The following is a 23,661-nucleotide window of genomic DNA, read 5'->3' on the forward strand; positions in this document are numbered from 1 at the left end:
CCTGCTCCGTTGGGCGTAATATCTACCGTATAGGTATTCCCATCGACCGCGATAAAATTGGACGACGTTGCATTGCTTAGCACCACATCCCCTAATTCAAAGCCAACAACATCCTCGCTAAATTCCAGCGTCACATTAAAAGCTGCGGTGGTATTCACGCTCGCCGGAGCGCCTTGAATAAGCACTGTGGGTGGTTCCGTATCCGCAGTTAATGTAGTTATGTTAGCCGTATTACTTAAGCCCGAAGTATTACCAGCAGCATCACTTGCCGAAATCGTAAAATTATAGGTAGTATTTTCTGTTAAACCAGTAACGTTAAAATTGGACGCTCCAGAGGTAGTTCCTATAATCCCACCGTTTTGGAATACATTATAACTAGTGACTCCTATATTATCTGTGGATGCCGTCCAAGATAAATCGGTGGTCGTAGTAGTTGTACCGCTAGCCGTTAAATTCGATGGAGCAGTAGGGGGAGTATTATCTTGAACGGAAATAGAAACGTTATCTATTAACACCTGACTTCCTACTTGACCTCCATTATAAGGAGCTGTATATACCCTTATCATTGGGTTGGTTGAAGCAGCCGTTAAATTCCATGTATACTGAGACCAATTATTTCCAACTATTGGGGTTGTAGAAAACCCTGTAAATCCTGTCCAATTAGCAAATGCAGGTTGAAAACTTAAATTTCCCTCTCTAGCCCATATACTAATTGTATACACTTGTCCAACAATAGCGGTAAAGGTATAATTCATATCACGGGTATTCCCCGTGCTCCCTGTAGAGGTGGCACTGAGTGAGAAATTTCCTTGAAATGGATTTACATTGCTTGATGTTATATCGGCATTCCCCGTCCATCCCGTGGTTGCATTGGCTTCATTTAAAATGGAGGCTGCATTTGCCTGTGTATGTAAATTTTGTCCTTTCACACTTAGCCCCAATACTATCATAAAACACAGTAGTAGTTTTTTTTTCATATCATACCACATTTTAAAAAATTATCATTCATCAAAAAGTTAACGGGGGAGGATTAACTAAGATAAACCGCTTATAATCCATTCTGAAGTAATCTCTTTGAAACGCAAGAATTTCCTTCATACCACATTCCAAATACCTCTTAACCTAAAATAGTTCAGAAAAAGCTCAAAACTGATTGCAATAAGTACATGATCCTTTTGAAAGTTTACCGAGTTATATTTCTAACTCCTTGATTCAATTATATTCCTATCGGATATTAATTAATTCTTCAATACTTGGAATGCTATTCCTAGTTTATTTTATAGGCGGTTAAAAGACAATTTTTTAATGATATAATGCCTTCAGCTAAATTCCCTGAGTTCAAAATCCAATCTATTGTCTGGATTTGAATCCTTTAATAGGCCTGAACCATTTTTTTAATCCTTTTTAAATAACCTCATGTTTTTTAATTCTTCATCCAATTGGTTGATCCGTTTTTCTTGTTGAATGGTATAAAGGGTAAGTTCTTCTATTTTAAGCAGTAATCTAGATACCATGTCTCCTAAAACAACTCCGTTTTCTTCCATTTCCTTGGAACTCGGAATATTTAGCAGATACCCTCTTTCTATAATTTGGAGTTCTACTTCTTCCAAGGATGGCAATCTATAGTCTTTTTTAAAAATATAATCTGGCCAATTTGTCTGGAGGGCTACTTTTACTTCTTCTGCAATTATGCTACCGGCTACCGCCAATCGATGTCCTTGGGTATTGGTAGTACCTATACCCACATTTCTGTTGGCAAATAAATCCCTTGCCCTCCAATCTACGGTAAATAAATTGGCATTCATAGAAGTATAATCAGTAGCTCCGCCCCCTCCTGATTCAGTAGTAACGTTGACGGTATTTCCAGAAGCGGAGGTATTTCCGGCGGCATCTCTAGCCCGAGCCGTAAAAGCATAAGAAGTACTAGGATTCAATCCTGTAACATTGAAAAAGGTATTGGTCGGAGATCCGACTTGCGTTCCATTTTGAAAAATAGTATACCCGGTAACCCCGACATTATCCGTTGAGGCATTCCAATTTAAGTTCGTTGAAGTTGCCGTTGTGCCTGAAGCGGACAAAGATGTTACTGCCGAAGGAGGCTGATTGTCTCCCCCACCACCTGCCGCCGTAATGGAAACACTGTCAAAAAACACCGAATCCCCTGTACTTCCTCCACTACTCGGACTCGTGTATATTCTAATAATAGGTGAGGTACTCGAGGCTGTCAAAGTCCAAGTATATTGTGTCCAATTAAGACTATTGATTATAGTAGTGGAAAATCCAGTTAAGCCGGCCCAATTGGCAAAGGCAGGTTGAAAATTTTGGGTTCCAGCCCTAGCCCAAATACTGATCGTATAGGCCTGTCCCACAGTAGCGGCAAATGTATAAGCACATTCCCGCCCATTACTTGCCGTAGAAGCAGCATTGATAGAAAAAGTTCCTAGAAATGGATTGTTGGTACTCGAGATAATATTGGCATTCCCTGTCCAACCGGTTATAGAATTAGCCTCATTATCAATTGAAGCTGCATTGGCCTGATTATGTAGATTTTGACCTGTCAATCCAAGACCAAAACATAAAAGCCCCAAAAAGAGTATTAGCGATTTCATATCCCATAGTGTTTATTATAGTTAAAATTGAACAACAAAACTGGGGGAAATACAACTCTATTGAAGATAACCAAATTCTACAGTGATGTCAATATTCTTCTATGAAAAGCATAAAAACCCTTTGAAATAGCTAGAAAAAAAAAGTGATAAAATAGTTGTCCCTTTTGGAGTTAAACCAACTACCTATAAGATTATAACCAATTGAATTGCAATATTTTTACAAAAACTAAAATTCAATTTTACATTTATAAAAATAGCATATTATAAGTATTACACACATTATAATTATGCACCTTCTTTGTCTAAAATAAAACTAGAAATTCACGATCTCATATAAAATTTGATAAAATGCCCTTTGTAGAAATCGAAAAGTCAAAAATCGTCCTATATCTTTTACCCTTTATCGATTAAACAGATTGTATTTACCGATAGTAACTATCAATTAGTAATTTTAATATACCTAAGTTCTGTCATCAATAGTATAACCCCTAAGAGTACAGTTTATAAACAATAATTGAAATTGAGAGGATCAGCGATAATTACAAGAATATATACCCCTAAGTAATTGTGGAACAATTAAACATTTCGGTTAATTCAAAATTTATTGATAGGCTATTTGTTTAATACCTAAGACTTGTGTCTTTATAACTTTTAGTTACCAATTTTCTATTTTTTTTCTATGATATTGAATAAAATGTAATCTTAAAGATGATTTTTTGAATGTTTAAAGGAGGACCGTTTTACAAACCAAATCACACCGCTATGAAAACCAACAATATACTTTTTACTTGTGCCGGCAGAAGGAACTACCTCATAAACTATTTTAAGGATGCCTTAAACGGCAATGGTATGGTCATAGCTATTGACAATCAGACCAATGCTCCTGCTTTAATAGATGCTGATTTGGCCATTCAGGTATCCGATATTTATTCGGACACCTATCTAGAAGAATTAAAATTTATTTGCAGCAAACATAAGGTCACCGCCCTAATCCCGCTAAATGATTTAGAACTCCCTATGCTCGCTAAACAAAGATCCGAGATTGAAGAAACTGGAGTCAAGGTAATTGTCTCAAATCAATCCGTTATAGATGTTTGTTTTGATAAGTGGAAGACTTTTCAGTTTTTGAATGATCATAAATTACTTACCCCTAAAACCTATATTGACTTTAATACAGTTGCTGAAAATATAAAAAACAAGGAATTAGAATTCCCCCTAGTTTTAAAACCCCGCTGGGGAAGTGCATCCATTGGTATCGAAATTGTAGAAAATATGGAGGAATTGGATTGCGCTTATCGTTTGCTCAAAATAAAATTATCACGATCTATTTTAAATAAAGCCAGCGAGGATGCTATTGAAAGCGCCATCCTGATTCAGGAAAAAATAGACGGAATAGAATATGGCATGGATATTTTAAATGATTTTGAAGGAAACTATTACAATACCTTTGCCAGAGAAAAACTATCTATGAGAGCTGGGGAAACAGACAAAGCTATGTCTGTAATAAACCCTAAATTAAGTGACATTGGAAAGACAATTGCTCGGAATTTAAAACACATAGGAAATATGGATTGCGATGTTTTTGTGGTAGGCGAAAAAGTATATGTTTTGGAATTGAATCCAAGATTTGGGGGAGGTTATCCTTTTTCACACGAAGCCGGAGTTAATACGGCAGCCATTTATATTGAATGGTTTAACGGTAATAAGGATGTAGCACACCTTAATAATTATGAAGAAAATATTTCTTTCGCAAAATGTGATGTTTTAAAAAAAATTCCAAACTCAAACGATCAACCAACATCCATAAATTCTTATGTCATAAAAGAGTATTAATTTCTTATCTTTTCATAGAAAAAACAAGATAACCAATTAAGATACAGTTTTTTAAAATCAATTATTTACTGGTTTTTAGACTAACTATTCTTTTTTTTAGTAAATTTAAAAATACCCCCCTAAGAAATGGCTATTATTCTTTTTGAAACCGGAGTTAAGGACGTTGCTCTAGAAGTATATCATTTGAATACTTTAGGTGACGAGGACAAGTATAATGATTTTTTAAAATTACTCCCTCCACACCCACTATACAAAAAGGAAATTCTCTTGTTCGGAAAATCACCCAATGAAGAGTTAAAGTATTTCGTATTCATTTATCAAAATACCGTAGTTGCATTAATGCCTTTTTTCCTTAGAAAAGTGATCATTAATGAAATAGATACAGGTTTTATGGATGTAAGTTCTCCTTATGGGTACTCTGGTCCCTTATATGCAGAAAACACTAGGGAAGAAGTTGTACAAAAGTTCTGGAAAAAAATAGATAAATGGTACAACAACAATAATATTGTTTCCGAGTTTATCCGATTTAATATGCAACACAATTGGAAAGGTTACAACGGGGAAGTAAATGCCACCCTATCCAATGTTTGCGGCAGCATTATCACGGAAAAGGAACAATGGAAAAACTTTAAGCCAAAAGTCCGAAATAATATCAGAAAATCACAAGAATATAATTTAACCAGTTCCATTTATCATAAAAATATCACTGCCGATGTTATAAAACAGTTTCACGCTATTTATGTCCATACAATGAGAAGGAATAAGGCAGCTCCTCACTTTTTCTATGAATTAGACTATTTTATAAACTTAATCAACACTAATTCGGATATTTGTGCTCTTATCCTTATCTACAAAGAAAACAAAGCTATTTCTGCTGAGTTACTATTATTGTCAGACAATACCGTTCATTCCTTTTTAGGTGGTACCGAAGCTGACTTTTTTCATACTCGCCCAAACGATTTCCTTAAATATGAAGTGCTTAATTGGGCCCGTAAAAATGGTTTCGTCCATTATTTCCTTGGCGGAGGAAGGGAAGACGGCGATAGTTTGTACCATTATAAAAAAGAATTCTTCCCAAAGGATAAGGACAGGATTTTTTATACCGGAAGAAAAATAGTCGATAAGGACATATACGATACTCTTGTAGCCCACAACCCTTTTTGTACGGGCTGTACTGTTTCTAATTATTTTCCGAAATACAATTGTAGACGCCCCTGCTGAATCAATTAGTTAAAGCCTGTCCATCATTTCTGTTTGGGCGTTCCCTCCTTCGTCGGGCGGGCCCTTAGCTATATCCCTTGCGATGCTGCGGGGATGTCGCCGCGGTCCCTAACGCAAAAAAACATCTCCGCAGTAAAACTTAGAGCCTTACAATAGACTTAAAATTTATAGATTATAGACCGTAATGTGGTTCATAGCCCCGGCTATAATCTGTCCTTTAAAAAAAGTAGATAGTTTCATTAAACCTTAATTCCTAAGATATTCCCTATTTCTTCTAATTTATCTCCTCTTCTTTTTTCTAAGATCTATTCCTAAATCAAGACACAGTATTCAAGACACAGTATTTAGGAATAAACAACCTGCTTAATCTTGCAGTTAATAAACGTCTAAAATAATAAAGCCGTGAGTTGCAACCCACGGCTTTATTATTTCTTAAGACCTATTTTAGCTACTTAAAATTTTATCACTTTAAAATCTGATCTTCTATTTACTCTATGCTGTGCTTCTGAACAACGAATGTTATCGTCACAATCATTTAAAAGATGTTGTTCTCCATGTGCTTCAGAAGTAATTCTCTCAGCACTTACGCCTTGGCGAACTAAATAGGCTACAGTCTTTTTAGCCCTACTCTGAGATAACTTTTGGTTATATGTAGATTCTCCTCTGGAGTCAGTATGAGCATTAACCTGAATACTTAGATTCGGGTTTGTTTCCATTAACGAAGCTACTTTTCTTAGGGCCGCTCTAGATTTAGAGTTTAAATAAGAAGAGTTAAAGCCAAATTGGATGTCTCCATATCCCTTTATAGTTTCTTCAAACTGTTTTCTTTTTGCTTCTTCAGCATCTCTTTTCGCTTTCTCTTCCGCTGCTAAACGTGCCTTTTCCTTTTCCAAGGCCAATCTTTCTGCCAATAGCCTTGCTTCCTCCTCGGCTTTTTTAGCTGCAATGGAATCGGCTTTTCTCTGATTTTCCTTTTCGAAGGCTTCTATCAAAGCTAATTTCTCTAATCCTCTTTTAGATAGATCCTTTTTCGCGCCAAATCGGTAAACAACACCAGCAGAGTGTTGTAAGTGATTTCCTTTAGCTTTGTCCATTGCAAATTTTCCAGAAGAACTAAGGTCTAATCCCCATCGGTCAGAAAACCAAGTTCTAAATCCAATCACAGCGTTATAAGTTCCCATATCCACATTATTGGCTTCCGTATATCCAACTCCGGCACCTACATATGGGTCAAACCAAGCTGTTTCACCAATAATCTTGTTTAAGTCGTAGCTTAATCTAGCATCAACAGAAAAATAATCGGTTTCTATAGTGTTTACAGCGCCATCAATTATTTTTCCTACCTTATATTTATTGTAGGCTCCAATGGCTTCAATACCCAATCCGCTTTCAAAATACCTTCCAATACTTACTCTGGAAGGATAAGCCAATGCATTCCAATTGTCCTCAACATCGAATAATCCCTCGAAACTTCGAGATCCGGAATCATCTACAAAATTATATCCCAATCCTACCATCCAGGAACTTTTTACGATACTATCTTTTTGGGACAATTGTAAATCCTGAGCGTAAATCGCATTAGTAATTACAAGTACAAATAGCAATAATTTAATTCTACTCATTTTCTTTATAAGTTTATTTCACAAAATTAACGAACTAAATTAACACTAAAGCACAATGTTTCCAAATAATACCACACTGTTGTGTGGTTTCATCGACAATGCACATATAAATAAGTTGAAATACATTCCTACAACCCTTTAACCAATATTTCCTTGCCAGAATCCTTCAATTTATAAATACAAAATGCACTTGTAGAAATGGCATTAGTATCTACTAATTCGGGAACAATCTTTTCTTTAATTCCTAATTTAATCAAACTATCATTTTCGGAGATAAAAAATAGTTCTGGAGGTCTTGTATCGCTTCCAAGTCCAGAAAAATATGCTACCACAATGTCTTTATCAAAATCGATTTCAGGAATTGGTAAGCCTGGTTTTCTGGTTTTGTTAATTTGGAGAAATAATTTCTTTAGGGCACCTAAATCTTCAATGACCCGAAATTCTTGAAATTCAATACCGCTATGACTATCATGTACTATTAATTCAAGTGAAATTGATTTCGAGGGATCTTGTTCCATTTTTTCAGTATTGATTTCCTTTAAAATAGTACATGAAGTAAAAAAAATAAAGAAAAAACACATCCCCCTTTTCATCTGTAGCTATTTATGGTTATTTATTGGTCATACGTAACTCGCATATCTTCATTATTGCGACCAGTTTTCGGTCATGCTGATTTCATTAAATATTATTGAAAGTTCTTATTCATGGCCAAATAGGCTTTTTCGTAGACGGCTTCGTACAGTGGTAATACCTTTAATATATCAAATTCCAAGGCTGCCTTTTGGGCATTTATTTTAAATTCTTCCAGCACTACATCATCCTTTAATATTTTCAGTGCATTTTCTGCCATCTCCTCTACATTTCCTATATCGCTTAAATATCCGGTAACCCCGTGTAAATTAACCTCTGGAATACCACCAGCATTACTGGAAATCACGGGTACCTTATTAATCATTGCTTCCAAGGCGGCTAATCCAAAACTTTCGGTTTGGGAGGGCAAAAGAAAAAGGTCTGAAAAACATAATATTCTATCTATTTCATTGCTATTTCCTAAAAACATTACCTTATTGGAAATCCCTAATTCTTCACATAAACGTTCGGCTCCCTCCTTTTCTGGCCCCTCGCCTACCATGATAAGTTTTGCTGGAATTTGTTTTTGAATATTATTGAAAATCTGGATTACATCTGGGATACGTTTAACCTTTCTAAAGTTACTGATATGTGTTATAATCCTTTCTTCATCCGTAGCCATTAAGGAACGCTGACAATCTGTAAACGTTGGATTGCATTTCCTTTTATCGATAAAATTAGGAATCACTTCAATATCCTTCTTAATATTAAACAACTCCAAGGTACTCTGCTTCAAATTTTCGGAAACAGAGGTCACAACATCGGAATTATTAATACTAAAAGTTACGGCCGGTTTGTAAAAGGGATGTTTCCCTACCAAGGTTATATCTGTCCCGTGTAAGGTTGTAATCATTGGGATGATGATCCCTTCCTCTTCCAACATTTTCTTTGCCATATACCCCGCATAGGCATGTGGTATCGCATAATGTACGTGTAAAAGTTCTATCCCGTGCAACTTTATGGTATCTACCAATTTACTGGACAATGCCAGTTCGTAGGGCTGATATTGAAACAAAGGATATTCTGGAACATTTACCTCGTGAAAGTAAATTTTATTGCTTAGCAACTCCAATCGGACCGGTTGACGGTAGGTTATAAAATGTACTTCATGCCCTCTATTCGCAAGAGCAATTCCTAATTCCGTGGCCACTACACCACTACCTCCAAAGGTCGGATAACAAACTATAGCTATTTTCATTACCTACAAATTTAGGGAAAAGAGGATACTATGAGAGTTTTTGTACGATTTATTTCAACCACGGCCCAAACTCATAGATGTATCTCCACTCTAACCAATTAACGTATTGATTATTATAAAACCCACACCACTATAAACTTTGCTATAAATTGTTTGTAAAGACAGCTTCTTTAATACCTATTCATTAAGGCAAAGAGCTCGCCGAATTGAGATAAAATAGTTAAAACTCTATAGCCTCATAAATGGCTGTTTGAACTTTAGTTCTTAATCCCGATTTCACCAAGAGCGTATTGGTAGCCGTTGGATAGGTTCTATTAGAGAGAAATACATATACCAAATCCTTTTCAGGATCGGCCCAAGTATAGGTGCCTGTAAACCCGCTGTGTCCAAAACTTTTTCTAGATACAAGTTTACTGGTAGGGCCTCCTTCCCCTTTTGGATCGGGCTTGTCAAATCCAACACCACGCCTTACATCTTTATCACAAAAATAACAGGTGTTGAATTTTTTAATGGTCCTACTTTCTAAAAATTGCCGCCCACCATAATATCCATTTTGCAAATACATTTGCATTATTTTGGCAACATCATTGGCATTGCTAAAGAGACCGGCATGCCCGCCTATCCCTCCTTGCATAGCTGCTCCCATATCATGTACATAGCCTTGAATAGTTTGATATCTATAGTAATTATCCTCTTCGCTAGGTACTATTTTGTTTTTGGCATATTTCTCTAAAGGATTATAGGAAGTATTCGTAGTACCTAAAGGCTTATACAAAAACTCATCGATCAAAGTGTCGAGACTTTGCTTATAAGTATCTTCTATGTATTTTTTCATTACAAAATAAGCCAGATCACTATAACGATACCTATTGGCTTTTAGCTTTTGTCTACCTATTCTGTTATAGATAGAATCTGAATAAACATTCGCAATATAAAGATGATCGGCTACTTTTACCGAAAAGCCATTAGATGATTGATTTCTATAGTACTCCTTGGATGGTTTCCTATCATTGTCCATAGTACTGAGATAAAAAGCTATCCATGCAGGCAATCGACCATAATGGGAAAGTGCCTTTAACACCGTTACATTTTTAAGTTCTGAAGATGAATAAGCCGGAATAAGTTCCTCAAAAGTATTGCTTAGGCCTAATTTCCCTTCTTCTTCCATTTTCATTACCAAAGGCAAAGTCGCCAATATTTTTGTCAATGAAGCTAGATCGTACAAATGATCAGGGGTAATTTTCTCTTCGGCGTCATAGGTAGGTTTCCCAAATCCTTTGTTGTAAACGACCTTACCCTTTCGTGCCACCAAAACCTGAGCCCCAGGAAACATTAGGGAATCTAATCCGTTATTCACCAATTCGTCTATCTTAGCCAATTTAGTAGAACTCATTCCAACACGCTCTGGCAGGCTGTACCCTAATCGTTTTAAGGAGGTCAATTCAATACTGGTTCCTGCCGGCAACTCCGGACTTACAGTAACTGGCAACTTCCCCTTGGCTGCTAGTGCCCCAAAAATTAATTGGGCTGTTTTTTCTTGGGCAATGGCACTATTTTGATAGCCCATGACGATGCCATCTATACCTTCAAAAGACTGTACATCTAAAAGCGCATAGGGTTTAGCAAATACAGAAAGAATAAGGTTAGAAGTTGACTCTTTGGCAATTTCTTTTAACCATAATAATTCGTTTGAAGAAAATTTATAAGCTTTCCAAGGAGTTGAATTGCTTTTGTGCAGGCCAATAATCACTAAATTATAGTCCTTTAATTTTTGTTTGACTGTGGTTAAATCCCCAGCATTGACTTGGGTAACCTTTGTGTATTTGTTCAGTTCCTTTAAAAAGGGCTTACTGTCATCATCCCCAAACTTTACATAAGCTATCTTTTTATTTTCTAAATTTTTAATGCCTAAAACATTGAACTCATTCTTTATAACAGTTATAGCATTTTCTATGGCTTCTTCGTATATAAGATCGTCTTCAATGGAATTTAAATCCTTATAAAGGTTGTTAAGTTTTATAGGCTCATATTGTTGCAAGCCTACCTTATATTTAGCCATAAGGATTTTCTTTACAGAACGAGCCAATCGCTCTTCAGTAATCCTTCCTTTATTATAAGATTCTAGAAGTTTTGCCTTTGCCTTAGGAACATCTATCGGCATTAATAAAATATCGTTTCCCGCTAAAAAAGCAGAGAGTTCTACTTCACCTTCTTTGGCAAAATTGGAAACCCCTCTCATATTCAAAGCGTCCGTAAACACCAAGCCTTTAAAATTTAATTCTTCCATTAAAAGCCCAGAAATAATCTGTTCTGATAAGGAAGAAGGGTATCCCTCTTTAATCTCAAGGCTAGGTACGCTTAAATGTCCTACCATGACACTACTAAGACCTTCCTTTATTAATTTTCTATAAGGATATAACTCTATGCTGTCTAATCGTTGTTTGGAGAAATCAATGATCGGCAAGCTTTTATGTGAATCCACAGCTGTATCTCCATGTCCAGGAAAATGCTTCCCGCTTGAAAGCACACCCGCGCTTTCCATTCCTTTCATAAACGCAATTCCCTTTTCAGCAACGTTATCCCTATCCTCTCCAAAAGATCTGTTCCCGATAATGGGGTTTTTTGGATTTATATTGATGTCGATATCGGGCGCAAAATTGATGTGAACCCCTAATCGTTTTGCATGCTTACCAATTTGACGCCCGACATTTTCTACTATGGCGTTATCTTTAATTGCCCCTAGCGTCATATTCCAGGGAAAAGCATAGGTTGAATCTAAACGCATTGCCAGTCCCCATTCTGCATCCATACCTATTAATAATGGAATTTTAGCATTCTGCTGGAACTCATTCGTTAGCTGTGCTTGCCGTACAGGACCGCCCGTAGAAAAAATAATCCCACCAAGGTGATGGTCCTGAATTAACTTCTTTGTCCTTTCTGTACTGGCTTTTGTCTGATCAGATGTAACCATTACCATAAATAATTGGCCCAGTTTTTCATCCAAAGACATTTTACTATAGGTCGCATCAACCCATTTTTGCTGAAGCAAACTATCCTTGGTTACTAAAGGATTAGCTTGACTATGGGCAAAAAACAAGGAGATAAAGAAAAATACAACAAAGAAGGTTTCACGCATAAAAAATCTGTCAATAAAATTTGGATATACAACAGTATCCTCTAGCCGTAATCACCAAAAAGTGAGCCAGAAAGTCATATTTTGGAAGTATTTAATTACATAAAGCGGGCATGCCAACTTTCTTCTGCCGGCACTTCCCAATGGCTAAGGTATTCTTGTTTGTTGGTAACCAAATTATTAAATACGATAGTATTTTTGGAAACGGCTTTATCCTTTGCCATTTTTTTAAAGTCGATCAACGGTTTATAGGCTATAAACTCTCCTTGTTTATAGGAAACATTCATTTTATCCAATAACTCTATATTGTATTGTTTCTCTAATTCTTGAATAAAACGTACCGAGGAATCAATGGAACATCCAGATGCCATAGTTATGGTTTGATCCAAGGCTAGAATAATAAATCTATTATATCTTATTTCATACCCGGCGTGCAAATCGCTCCCATGAGCTGTCCAATTAGCAATAAATTCGTTTAATTGCAGCTGCACATTTTCTAATTCGTCTGCTGTAAAACTTCGACTTGCTTGGAACACCCAAACCCTTGATTCATCTGGTAATGAAGAAAAATCTACTAACATCTTTTTTTATTGTTTTTTAAATTGTGTTAATTGGTTTTTGGTATCGGCCAATAGCATTGGTGGTCATTAAGCACTTCATAATTCTTTTGGTTTCGGATTAAAAGTATTTTCATTTAAAGCCGGAACCAAATATTGTTTATAGGTCTTCTGCTGTAGCTATCAGCTCTGCAATATCCATTACAGCTACAGAAGACTCCTTTTCTTTGTTTTTCACCCCATCGGTCATCATAGTGTTACAAAAAGGACAACCAGCGGCTATTATTTCTGGCTGCGTTTCCAAGGCTTGCTCGGTGCGTTCAATATTTATATCCTTGGAACCTTTTTCTGGCTCCTTGAACATTTGCGCTCCTCCGGCCCCACAACATAACCCTCTAGATTTACAGCTCTTCATTTCTACCAACTCCGCATCCAATTTTCGAATCAAATCACGCGGGGCTTCGTAAACGTTATTGGCCCTTCCTAGATAACAAGGGTCGTGAAAAGTAATTCTCTTACCCTTAAACTGACCGCCTTCCATACTAATACGGCCTTCTGTAAACAATTGTTTTAAAAATTGGGTATGATGAACCACTTCATAATCACCGCCCAATCCTGGATATTCATTTTTAATAGTGTTAAAACAGTGTGGACATGCCGTTACGACTTTCTTTATCCCATAGCCATTTAACACTTCAATATTTGTCACTGCTTGCATTTGAAACAGAAATTCGTTTCCTGCTCTTTTTGCCGGATCCCCTGTACAACTCTCTTCCGTGCCCAAAACCGCAAATTTCACTGCCGCTTTGTTTAATATTTTTACAAATGCTTTTGTTATTTTCTTTGCCCTATCATCAAAACTACCAGCACAGCCCACCCAAAATAAAACTTCTGGTTGTTCGCCTGCTGCAAAAAGTTCTGCCATTGTTGGCACTTTTAGTTCGTTTTCCATTTTATAGCATTCCTTTTTTATGATTCTTTAGCCCAATTAAGCCTATCCATTTGGTTAAACGGCCATGGTGCCCCATTATTTTCTATATTTCCCATCATATTATTTAGGTCTGATGGTGCAGCGGATTGCTCCATAACTAAATATTGGCGCATATCCATAATAATGGACAGCGGATCGATGCTTACCGGGCAAGCCTCGACACAAGCATTACAAGTAGTACAGGCCCATAGTTCTTCCTGAGAGATATAATCGCCCAACAATTGCTTTCCATCGGGTACGAACTGCCCCTTATTAACATCCATATTTTTGCCTACCTCTTCTAACCTGTCCCGGGTATCCATCATAATTTTACGAGGAGATAATTTTTTTCCGGTTTGGTTGGCAGGGCACTCACTGGTACAACGCCCACACTCTGTGCAGGTATAGGCATTTAGCAATTGAACCCAATTTAAATCCTGTACATCCGAGGCTCCAAACTTCTCGGGTACCGGGGCATTTTCATCGGGAGCCGCAAAAGGATCTGCCGAAGGATCCATCATTAATTTCACCTCATTGGTAACAGCCTCTAAATTTTCAAATTGTCCCTTAGGCTTTACTTTTCCGTAATAGGTGTTCGGAAAAGCCAATAAAATGTGAAGATGTTTGGAATAGTACAGGTAATTCAAAAACAGTAAGATACCACTTATATGTAACCACCAAGCTACTCGTTCTACGATAATGATAGAACTTATGGACATATCTTGGAAAAGAGGCGCTATAAACTGACTTATCGGGAATGCACCGGCTTTGGTATAGTGAGCAACGTCCATTTGTTGAAGCTGTAAATCGGCTGCATTCATGGTTAAAAAAAGAAGCATTAGAACAAATTCTATATATAGAATCCAATTGGCATCAGTTTTAGGCCAACCTTTCATTTCAGGGTTTAGGAACCTCTTTAACCTTACAATATTTCGACGGATCCAAAAAACGACTACCGCTACGATAACTAAGGCAGCTAATACTTCAAAGGATGCTATTAACACATCATATCCGCTTCCTAGAAAGGCAAATATCCTATGAGTACCAAAAAGGCCATCGATTATGATCTCTAAAACCTCTAAATTAATGATTACAAATCCCAAATACACAATAATATGCAGAATCCCAGGAATTGGCCTTACGACCATCTTTGATTGACCGAAGGCAATTCGCAACATATTGCTCCATCGTTGAGCCTTGGCATCACTGGTATCGACATCTTTACCCAGTTTAATGTTTCGGGATAGTTTTTGAATGTTCCTGGTAAAATAACCAATCCCTGTAATCAATATAATTGCAAATACAATATTAGGAAGGTACCCCATAGCTTATTGTTCTGTTTTTTCTGCCGGATCGTCACTAGGAAGAGTGTACTCTGTTTGCTTTTTTCCAAAAACGGATACATTTACATATCGTTTAGGATTTAAACGAAAATCTTGTAAAAGCAAATCCAGTTCCTTTGAGGCTTCTGTTAAATTATTATATAAGGCTTTATCATTTACCAATTTCCCTAAGGACCCTTCTCCGTTATCCAATTTAGCTAACATTTGATCTAAATTATTAATGGTAGATTGTAGACCCTTAAAAGTTTCTGTCAACCCTGCATTGGCCAGCGAATCGGATATTTTACTAAAATTGGCAGTAATGTTATTTAGGTTATTGATGGAATTGTCCAAATTGCCTTTGTTATTGGTTAAAAGTGAATTAAGGGTGTTGGCACTTCCTTGAAAACTTTTGACCATAGCATTTAATCCGCTAATACTCTCCTTTAAATCGGTTTTAGCTTTGGTATCCAAGACCTCGTTAATATTCATCAGTAAGGAGTCTGCATTAGAAACAGCTCCTTCAATTTTCAATTGCAATGGCGCCAGGCGTTGTTGTAACATATCTGTCAATCCCGGTCTTGAATTCGACGCTAGGGTATCTCCCGATTTTGCCATCGGCGAATCGTCAAAAACAGGCTTTATCTGAATACCTTTCCCCCCTATAATACCAGTATCGTACAGTTCGGCGGTACTGTTTTTGGAAAAGGAAAAATCGTTGTTCACTGTAAAAGTCACCAAAAGTTTTCCGGAATTGTCCTTAAACCTAATATCATTTACTTTTCCTACGGTAAACCCGTTAATAGTCACTTGGGTGCCCGATTGCAATCCGCCAACATGACTATACACCGCATAGAATGTTTTACTATTATCAAAAATGGGGGTCGATTTCAGGTAACTAAAACCTAAAATGAACAAAAGTATTCCGCCTAGAACGATAATACCTGTTTTGACTTCTCTAGATATTTTCAAAAGATTTATTTTTCAATTACTAACAAAATTAGAAATAATTTTTAGAAGACCTGCTATTATTCCGAAACGTATTTAAGGGCCTCTGCTTCGGAGATCCGCTTCCCGTCCTTATAAGCCACAATATATGATGACGTATACCCCTTAGCATCAGCATTCGACTTCAGCTCCTTAGCTTGAGAATGGGAACCTGTATTCCCGTACATATATCGATAAAGATTTTTATAAGATTCCTTGGACAGAGCGTTTAATCCTTTAAAATTTTCTGATTTCAAGGACAAATTCTTAGAACTGGCCAAAATCTGTACTTTAAACACTATGTTAGTATTATTAGCAGAACTTTTTTCTATAGTCTTCTCAGTTACTTTTTCCCGAGCAACGGCAGTATTCGGTATGCTAAACTTTTGATCGTCTGAGGAATTTAAAGCTAGATCCTTTTTCTTATCCACAGCTGAATTTTGGGAATCCGGAGTATCGGGGATATTTTGAACAATATCAGTATTTACCACCACTTCTCCCTTATAACTTAAAATAGCATCGGCAATAGCACTCGCCATTTCATTATGCCCCCTACTAGAATTCAAGTACGCACCTTCGTTCTTATTGGTCAAAAAGCCGGTTTCTACCAATACACTAGGCATGAACGTTTGGTGCAATACAATAAAGCCTGCCTGTTTCACTTTTCTATCGTTTCTTTTTAGTCTTCCAGCGAAATTATCCTGCATTAATTTGGCCAACCTTATACTTTGATCTAAAAATTCCTCTTGCATAATAGTTAGTCCTATAACCGACTCTGGAGAATTAATGTTATAGGCAGCATATCTACTTTCATAGTTATCTTCTAAGTATATTACGGAGTTTTCTTTCTTCGCTATATCAAAGTTTTGCTTATTGGCATGCAACCCTAAAACAAAAGTACCGGCACCATGGGCATCGGAGTTATGGGAATCGCAATGCACAGAAACAAATAGATCCGCATTGGCTTTATTAGCTATTTCTCCTCGCCGGTATAAATCCACGAAAGTATCATCCTTCCGAGTATAAATAACTTTTATGTTCGGATTCCTTTCCAACAAGGCTCCGACTTTCAAAACTATTTTAAGGGCAATATTTTTTTCTAGGTAGCCGTTCCCCATATTCCCAGGATCGTGCCCTCCATGGCCGGCATCCAATACAACAACAAATTCATCGTCATTGTCGACATTTGTATTATTTTTGCCAAACGAACTTAACAAAAAGACTACAATCACTAAAGGGATAAGATAAAATCGTTTTAGACGCATATAAAAAGTTATGATTAGATGTTTTTTTTTAAATTAAATTTATTGTAATCGGCTACAGACGGAACAAAAAATATATGTAAGTTTGAACCCAAAATTCAGCCCAATCGCTACAAAAATAGGACATATAGCTTTGCAATCAAATAACCAACATATACTTTTCCTATTGCTCCTATTATTTGGAGCCCTATCTTCTTCCGCACAGGAGGACCAAATTAAGCAATTACCCATTACTGCCGTTAGAGATACTATTGTAGCGCCACTCTTTCCGACTACTGCAGTACAAGATTCCGTCTTAAGAGACTCTATTCAAAAAGATTCCGTTAATGCGAAAAAGCCATTGCTATTAGACAACATCAAATACAAGGCCAAGGACTATGTAAAGATGAGTAAAAAAAATCAGAAAATATATCTTTATAACGAAGCCGAATTATATTACCAGGACACAGAACTAAAAGCTGGCGTAATTATTATGGACTACGTAAAAAATGAGGTGTACGCCGGCCGAATAAAAGATTCCTTGGGGAATTATTCCCAACTCCCCTACTTTAAACAAGGAAGCAATATAGTGATCCCCGACTCCATACGATTCAATTTTGACACACAAAAGGCTATTATATGGAATTCTAGAACCGAACAACAAGCTGGTTTAGGCCAGTTAGGTAGCGATGCCATGAAGGTGTATGCCCAGATCACAAAAAAAGAAAACGATTCTGTTTATTTCTTAAGTGAAGGAAAGCTAACCACTTCTAAAGACACCCTTAACCCCGACTACTATATACGCATTAAAAAAGCGAAATTCGTACCCAAAAAGAAGGTTATCGCAGGCTTCAGCAACCTCTATATTGCCGATGTACCAACACCAATAGCCCTTCCTTTTGCTTACTTCCCCCTTACAGTTGGAAGGACAGCAGGCTTAATGATGCCAACTTTTGGAAGTGATCCTAACCGTGGTTATTTTCTTCAAAACGGAGGATATTATATCCCTATAAACGATTATGCAGATTTGACTTTGACCGGGGATTTATACACCAATGGTAGCTATGGACTTAGAGCCCAGTCTATTTACACCAAAAGATATAAGTACAGAGGAAACATAAATTTTAGGTACGAGAACTTAGTAAACAGCCAAAAAGGATTTAGCGATTACAGCAGAAATACAATTTATAACATTCAAATATCCCATTCCCAAGATCCTAAAAATAATCCGAATTCCAGATTTCAAGCCTCTGTAAACCTAGGGAGTAGTTCTTATTATAGAAATTCTTTATTACAACAGAATTTGCCAAACACCCAAGTCAACAACTTATCTTCTTCCATCTCCTACTCAAAGACTTTTCCGGAGTATCCTTCCGTAAATGTCAGTTTAACGGCTACACACAACCAAAACACCAATACTGGCAATGTCGATGTTACCCTTCCGACTTTTCAAGGAAGCATGGAGCGTATTTTTCCGTTTGCCCCAAAGGAAGGAATTAAAAAAGGTCTATTTCAAAATATTAATTTCCAATACAACCTAAATGCTCGTAACAGCATCTCGACCACTGAAGATGACTTCTTAACCAGCCGAATGTTCAAAGACTCCAAGTTTGGAGCAAGACACACCATTCCTTTAAGCACCAACTTTAAGGTAGCCAAGCATTTTAGCGTTAGTGTGGGCGGCTCTTATGAGGACGTTTGGGCCATTGAAACTTACCGCAGAGGATATGATCCAGATACTAGAAGAGAGGTTATAACGGACACCATAAATGGTTTTGACCGATATAACAAATACAATTTCAGTACCAGTATAGGGACAACCTTATACGGTACCTTTAATTTCGGAGAGGACAAAAAAATTCAAGCCATACGCCATGTCATGCGACCGTCGTTAAGCTATGGTTACGCACCTTCTTTTGAGCAATTTTACGACAGCTATATCGGCGCTAATAATGAAGAAGAGCTATACAGCAGATTTGAAGGCACTTTAAACGGCGCTCCCGGATTAAACAAATCTAATTCCATGAGTTTCTCTTTAGGGAATCAACTTGAAGCCAAGGTACGCTCAAAAGACTCTACAGCTACCGAACCCAAAAAGATATCTTTATTGAGTAATTTGAATTTATCCGCTGGTTATAATTTTGAAGCTGACTCTTTAAAACTAAGCCCTTTAAACGTTAACGGAGGAACAAACATCCTTAACAATAAAATGGCCATAAACTTTGGCGCCAGCTTAGACCCTTATGCCATTGACAATAAAGGGACCAGAATAAATACTTTTAATATAGATAACGGAGGAAGCCTGTTTAGACTAACCTCGGCTCGGGCCAATGTAAGCTACTCATTAAGCAGTAAGTCTTTTGGTAAAAAAGAACAGGAAGAAGAAGATAAAGACGAATACGATTATGTTGCTTCCAGTGGTGGTAGGGATGATGATCTTTTTGGTCGCGCGAACAATTTTAATGAAAACCGTCCTTCGGATAGGGACGCTATGGATAGTGAGGATGTTGAAAATCCATTTTTTGGCACAAAATTACCATGGGACCTTAGATTATCCTATGCAGTTAACTACACCAACTCAAATCGTCAGGATGCCATTGGTAGCCATGCCCTGATGTTTTCGGGAAACATACAACTTTCCCCAAGATGGAAGGTAGGGGGATCATCTGGTTACGATTTTAAAAACCAAGGCTTTACCCTTACACAACTCCGATTCGAAAGAGATCTAAAAAGTTTTAGAATGAACTTTAACTGGACCCCATTCGGTACTTATCAGCGCTGGTATTTCTTTATAGGAATAAAGAGTTCTATCTTAAAAGATCTTAAATGGGAAAATAGAAGCCAGCCCACTAGAAGAAGATAATCACAAAGAAGTTAGTTAATCAAGTATTTTTAAACCCTTAACAGATGAAAAAGATAATCACCACTGTAAACGCTCCTGCGCCTATAGGCCCCTACAATCAGGCTATATTAGCTGGAAACACCTTATATATATCGGGACAAATTGCATTGGATCCAAAAACAGGCGAATTGGTTTCTGGAGATATTAAAATTGAAACGGAGCAATGTATGAAAAACTTAAAAGCCATTCTTACCGAAGCAGGAATGACTTTTGAGAATGTTGTTAAATCGTCTATTTTCGTAAAAGACATGCATCAATTTTCACAGATAAACGAGGTATATGGCGCCTATTTTGATGCTGAAACGGCACCGGCCAGAGAAACTGTGGAAGTGGCCAACCTTCCTAAATTTGTCAATGTAGAAATTTCAATGATCGCTATACAATAGCACTCTTGTGAAATTCAACAAGACCATCTATAGGTCTTTGACGAATTACCCCTAAAATCAAATCGTTTCTTTCTATCACGGTGGCTAATTCTTCTCGAAGATAGTAGGCTATACTTCCTACGAAACTTACAGGCACCTTGGTAGCAAGATCGAATTGCATTATGTAATTATTTACAAACTGCTGAAAACCTTTATGAATGACACCTTTACAATAAGGGTGTTCTTTATTTTCTACAATAAACCTAGCAAAGGTCGCCAAATAGGTATTGGGATTAGGCTGCTTATACAGGTTCTCTTTTATAACATCGGCCTCCAAGTTGTATTCTTGTTCGAATTTCAAACTTAGGTCTTTTGGTATTTTATTGAAATAATAATCTCTGATTAATTTTCTGCCAAAAAAGTTTCCACTACCATCATCCATAGGAATATAGCCTAAAGAAGCTACTTTCTGATGCACCTCATTCCCATCATAATAACTGCAATTAGAACCAGTTCCTAAGATACAAACAATACTTTGATCCCCTATTTTAGTCGTAGCATAAATAGCCGCGTAGGTATCTTCTTTTACCTCAGCTTTAGCATTGGGAAAAAATTCATTAAAGATACTGGTCAAAAACACTCTCATTCGATCGGTTCCACAACCAGCACCATAAAAAAACAAATGAGTAACAATTTCTCGGTTCTTGGAAAGCTCAAAATTATTAGCCAATCTATCTTCAATAACAGGACGGGTTAACACTTCCGGGCTCAATCCTAATGTTTGGGTAAAAAACAATTGGTTTCCTTTTTCATCCAAGGCTATCCAATCAGATTTTGTAGCACCACTATCAACAATCAATATCATAACGTATGTTTATTAAAAAAGAATCCTGAAAACAAACAAAGATATTGTTCACCTTCAGGAAACTTTATATTAGAAGCATTATCCTATAATTCCTGGATGTATTGCGCTAAATCAACCAATTTGTTGGAATATCCAGCTTCGTTATCGTACCAAGAAATAATCTTGAAAAATTTAGAATTCAATTCGATACCTGCACCTGCATCAAAGATACTAGTTCTTGCATCCCCAATAAAGTCTTGAGAAACTACTGCCTCCTCTGTATATCCTAGAACTCCTTTCAATTCTCCTTCTGAAGCAGCTTTAAACGCTTTTTTTATTTCTTCATAAGAAGTCTCCTTCTCTAGACGAACTGTTAAATCAACTACAGAAACATCAGCTGTAGGAACTCTTAAAGCCATTCCTGTTAACTTCCCTTCCAATGCAGGAATTACTTTAGTTACTGCTTTGGCAGCACCAGTAGAAGCTGGAATAATGTTCAACAAAGCACTTCTACCACCTCTCCAGTCTTTTCTAGAGGGACCATCTACTGTCATCTGAGTAGCAGTAGTAGCGTGAACAGTTGTCATTAAAGCCTCTTCAATACCAAAGCTATCATTTAAAACCTTAGCTAAAGGAGCCAAACAGTTTGTAGTACAAGATGCGTTAGAAACGATTTTGTCGCTTGCTTTAACATCTTTATGGTTTACACCCATTACAAACATTGGAGCATTGCTAGATGGAGCAGAGATAACTACCTTTTTAGCACCTCCGTCAATATGAGACTGAGCAGATTCCAAAGTAGTAAAAATACCAGTACATTCTGCAACTACATCAACACCTACTTCATCCCATTTCAAGTTTTTTGGATCTCTTTCTGCAGTAATTCTAACGGTTTTACCGTTTACTACCAAGTTACCATCTTTTACTTCAACTGTACCATCAAATTTTCCGTGTACAGAATCATATTCTAGCAAATAAGCAAGATGCTCAACATCTAATAAATCGTTTATCGCTACAACCTCAACATTTTCTCTTTTAACAGTAGCTCTAAATACTAATCTACCTATTCTACCAAAACCGTTAATACCTATTTTCAAATTTGACATTTCTATGTTTATTATGATTAAAATTATGTTGACATGATATCGGAAACCCTAATAAGTTCCTTATCAATTTTTGTATGTCCTTTTATTGCCTTACTGATCGGTGTCAGGGTTATTTTATTATCCTGAACTCCCACCATTAGGTTCGTTTTCCCTTCCAACAAGGCTTCTACGGCCCTCACTCCCATTCTACTAGCCAACACCCTATCGAAACACGATGGTGAGCCTCCACGCTGCATATGTCCTAAAACAGATACTCGCACGTCGTAATCGGGAAGATGTTCTTCTACATATTCCTTTAGTTCAAAAACATTTTTACCTGTTTTATCTCCTTCGGCAACCACTACGATACTAGAGGATTTTCCGGATAACCTACTACGTCTCAACGATTCGACCAATCGTTCTAGTCCTAGATTTTCTTCAGGAATCAAAATCTCTTCTGCTCCTGCTCCAACACCTGCATTCAAAGCAATGTGTCCGACATCGCGTCCCATTACTTCTACAAAGAACAAGCGATTATGAGAACTGGCCGTATCCCTTATTTTATCGATACATTCTACTGCAGTATTCAGTGCTGTATCAAACCCTAAGGTATACGTAGTTCCAAAAATATCGTTATCAATGGTTCCAGGAATTCCAATTACAGGAAAATTAAACTCTTCGTTAAAGGTCATTGCACCAGTAAAACTACCATCACCTCCAATTACCACAAAAGCATCAATACCAGCCTTCACTAAATTATCATAGGCCATTTGACGTCCTTCCTTGGTTCTAAAAGGCAAACAGCGAGCAGACTTCAGGATAGTACCTCCTTTATTGATAATGTTGTTTACGCTACGCGCATCCATTACCTTAAAGTCAGATTCCATCATTCCTTCATACCCTCTATAGATACCTACACATTCTACTTTTAAATATGCACAAGTCCTCACTACTGCTCTAATTGCAGCATTCATTCCCGGGGAGTCACCTCCTGATGTAAAAACACCTATTTTCTTTATTGTTGAGCTCATGAAAATTTTTAAAAAAACAAAACTAGCAAACTTATTTTAATTAATGATTGACTTTGGATTTAATTTGATTCTGGGGCATCACTATAACGTTTTAGATAAATTATTTACTTC

The 23,661-nt window shown here is 37.0% G+C and carries 18 protein-coding genes; 4 read left to right on the top strand and 14 right to left on the bottom strand.

Annotated elements, in window-relative coordinates; all coding sequences use genetic code 11:
* Both BUA16_RS08935 and BUA16_RS08940 read right to left on the bottom strand, forming a co-directional pair.
* A partial coding sequence (locus BUA16_RS08935) for an Ig-like domain-containing protein (protein ID WP_218616757.1) occupies positions 1-977 on the bottom strand: 977 nt, incomplete at its 3' end.
* A gap of 417 nt (positions 978-1,394) precedes the next feature.
* A complete protein-coding gene (locus BUA16_RS08940; protein ID WP_072764411.1) occupies positions 1,395-2,609 on the bottom strand; it encodes a fibronectin type III domain-containing protein in 1,215 nt (404 codons plus the stop codon).
* A 762-nt stretch (positions 2,610-3,371) separates the two neighbouring features.
* Here BUA16_RS08940 and BUA16_RS08945 point away from each other — a divergent pair.
* Together BUA16_RS08945 and BUA16_RS08950 are read left to right on the top strand one after the other, a co-directional pair.
* Entirely contained in the window at positions 3,372-4,442 is a 1,071-nt protein-coding gene (locus tag BUA16_RS08945; RefSeq protein WP_072764484.1) for an ATP-grasp domain-containing protein, read from the top strand.
* Positions 4,443-4,568: 126 nt separating this feature from the next.
* Complete coding sequence (locus tag BUA16_RS08950; RefSeq protein ID WP_072764412.1) at positions 4,569-5,663, top strand: GNAT family N-acetyltransferase; 1,095 nt, start codon at positions 4,569-4,571, stop codon at positions 5,661-5,663.
* 452 nt (positions 5,664-6,115) lie between these two features.
* On the opposite strand, the gene BUA16_RS08955 is transcribed toward BUA16_RS08950, so the two are convergent.
* The 9 genes from BUA16_RS08955 to BUA16_RS08995 all read right to left on the bottom strand — a co-directional run bounded on the left by BUA16_RS08955 (position 6,116) and on the right by BUA16_RS08995 (position 17,347).
* Entirely contained in the window at positions 6,116-7,285 is a 1,170-nt protein-coding gene (locus tag BUA16_RS08955; protein WP_072764413.1) for an OmpA family protein, read from the bottom strand.
* Positions 7,286-7,413: 128 nt separating this feature from the next.
* On the bottom strand, positions 7,414-7,878 hold the full coding sequence (locus tag BUA16_RS08960; protein ID WP_072764414.1) for a hypothetical protein: 465 nt from the start codon (positions 7,876-7,878) through the stop codon (positions 7,414-7,416).
* A gap of 92 nt (positions 7,879-7,970) precedes the next feature.
* Complete coding sequence (bshA, locus tag BUA16_RS08965) at positions 7,971-9,113, bottom strand: N-acetyl-alpha-D-glucosaminyl L-malate synthase BshA (RefSeq protein WP_072764415.1); 1,143 nt, start codon at positions 9,111-9,113, stop codon at positions 7,971-7,973.
* 220 nt (positions 9,114-9,333) lie between these two features.
* Entirely contained in the window at positions 9,334-12,249 is a 2,916-nt protein-coding gene (locus BUA16_RS08970; RefSeq protein ID WP_072764416.1) for a serine hydrolase domain-containing protein, read from the bottom strand.
* Positions 12,250-12,344: 95 nt separating this feature from the next.
* Positions 12,345-12,827 carry an ABC transporter ATPase gene (locus BUA16_RS08975; protein ID WP_072764417.1) on the bottom strand — a complete coding sequence of 161 codons (483 nt, stop codon included), beginning with the start codon at positions 12,825-12,827 and terminating at the stop codon, positions 12,345-12,347.
* A gap of 136 nt (positions 12,828-12,963) precedes the next feature.
* Positions 12,964-13,755 carry a (Fe-S)-binding protein gene (locus BUA16_RS08980; protein ID WP_072764418.1) on the bottom strand — a complete coding sequence of 264 codons (792 nt, stop codon included), beginning with the start codon at positions 13,753-13,755 and terminating at the stop codon, positions 12,964-12,966.
* Between the two features lie 17 nt (positions 13,756-13,772).
* Positions 13,773-15,098 carry a 4Fe-4S dicluster domain-containing protein gene (locus tag BUA16_RS08985; RefSeq protein WP_072764419.1) on the bottom strand — a complete coding sequence of 442 codons (1,326 nt, stop codon included), beginning with the start codon at positions 15,096-15,098 and terminating at the stop codon, positions 13,773-13,775.
* Between the two features lie 3 nt (positions 15,099-15,101).
* On the bottom strand, positions 15,102-16,067 hold the full coding sequence (locus tag BUA16_RS08990; RefSeq protein WP_072764420.1) for an MlaD family protein: 966 nt from the start codon (positions 16,065-16,067) through the stop codon (positions 15,102-15,104).
* Positions 16,068-16,123: 56 nt separating this feature from the next.
* Positions 16,124-17,347 (bottom strand): N-acetylmuramoyl-L-alanine amidase family protein, encoded by a 1,224-nt coding sequence (locus BUA16_RS08995; RefSeq protein ID WP_072764421.1) that lies wholly within the window; start codon positions 17,345-17,347, stop codon positions 16,124-16,126.
* Positions 17,348-17,477: 130 nt separating this feature from the next.
* Here BUA16_RS08995 and BUA16_RS09000 point away from each other — a divergent pair, with 130 nt between their 5' ends.
* Together BUA16_RS09000 and BUA16_RS09005 are read left to right on the top strand one after the other, a co-directional pair.
* A complete protein-coding gene (locus BUA16_RS09000; protein WP_072764485.1) occupies positions 17,478-20,186 on the top strand; it encodes a putative LPS assembly protein LptD in 2,709 nt (902 codons plus the stop codon).
* Positions 20,187-20,230: 44 nt separating this feature from the next.
* The gene (locus BUA16_RS09005) at positions 20,231-20,611 is read left to right on the top strand and encodes a RidA family protein (protein WP_072764422.1); all 381 of its coding nucleotides are present in this window, start codon (positions 20,231-20,233) and stop codon (positions 20,609-20,611) included.
* Here the strand turns inward: BUA16_RS09005 and BUA16_RS09010 are convergent.
* The 3 genes from BUA16_RS09010 to pfkA all read right to left on the bottom strand — a co-directional run bounded on the left by BUA16_RS09010 (position 20,601) and on the right by pfkA (position 23,550).
* Positions 20,601-21,455, bottom strand: a complete 855-nt coding sequence (locus tag BUA16_RS09010; RefSeq protein ID WP_072764423.1) for an N-acetylglucosamine kinase — start codon at positions 21,453-21,455, stop codon at positions 20,601-20,603. The genes BUA16_RS09005 and BUA16_RS09010 overlap by 11 nt on opposite strands.
* An 83-nt stretch (positions 21,456-21,538) precedes the next feature.
* Positions 21,539-22,540 carry a type I glyceraldehyde-3-phosphate dehydrogenase gene (gene gap / locus BUA16_RS09015; protein ID WP_072764424.1) on the bottom strand — a complete coding sequence of 334 codons (1,002 nt, stop codon included), beginning with the start codon at positions 22,538-22,540 and terminating at the stop codon, positions 21,539-21,541.
* A 23-nt stretch (positions 22,541-22,563) separates the two neighbouring features.
* Positions 22,564-23,550, bottom strand: a complete 987-nt coding sequence (gene pfkA, locus BUA16_RS09020; protein WP_072764425.1) for a 6-phosphofructokinase — start codon at positions 23,548-23,550, stop codon at positions 22,564-22,566.
* Positions 23,551-23,661: the final 111 nt, after the last annotated feature.

This window comes from Arenibacter nanhaiticus, from assembly GCF_900141935.1.
Lineage (GTDB): Bacteria > Bacteroidota > Bacteroidia > Flavobacteriales > Flavobacteriaceae > Arenibacter > Arenibacter nanhaiticus.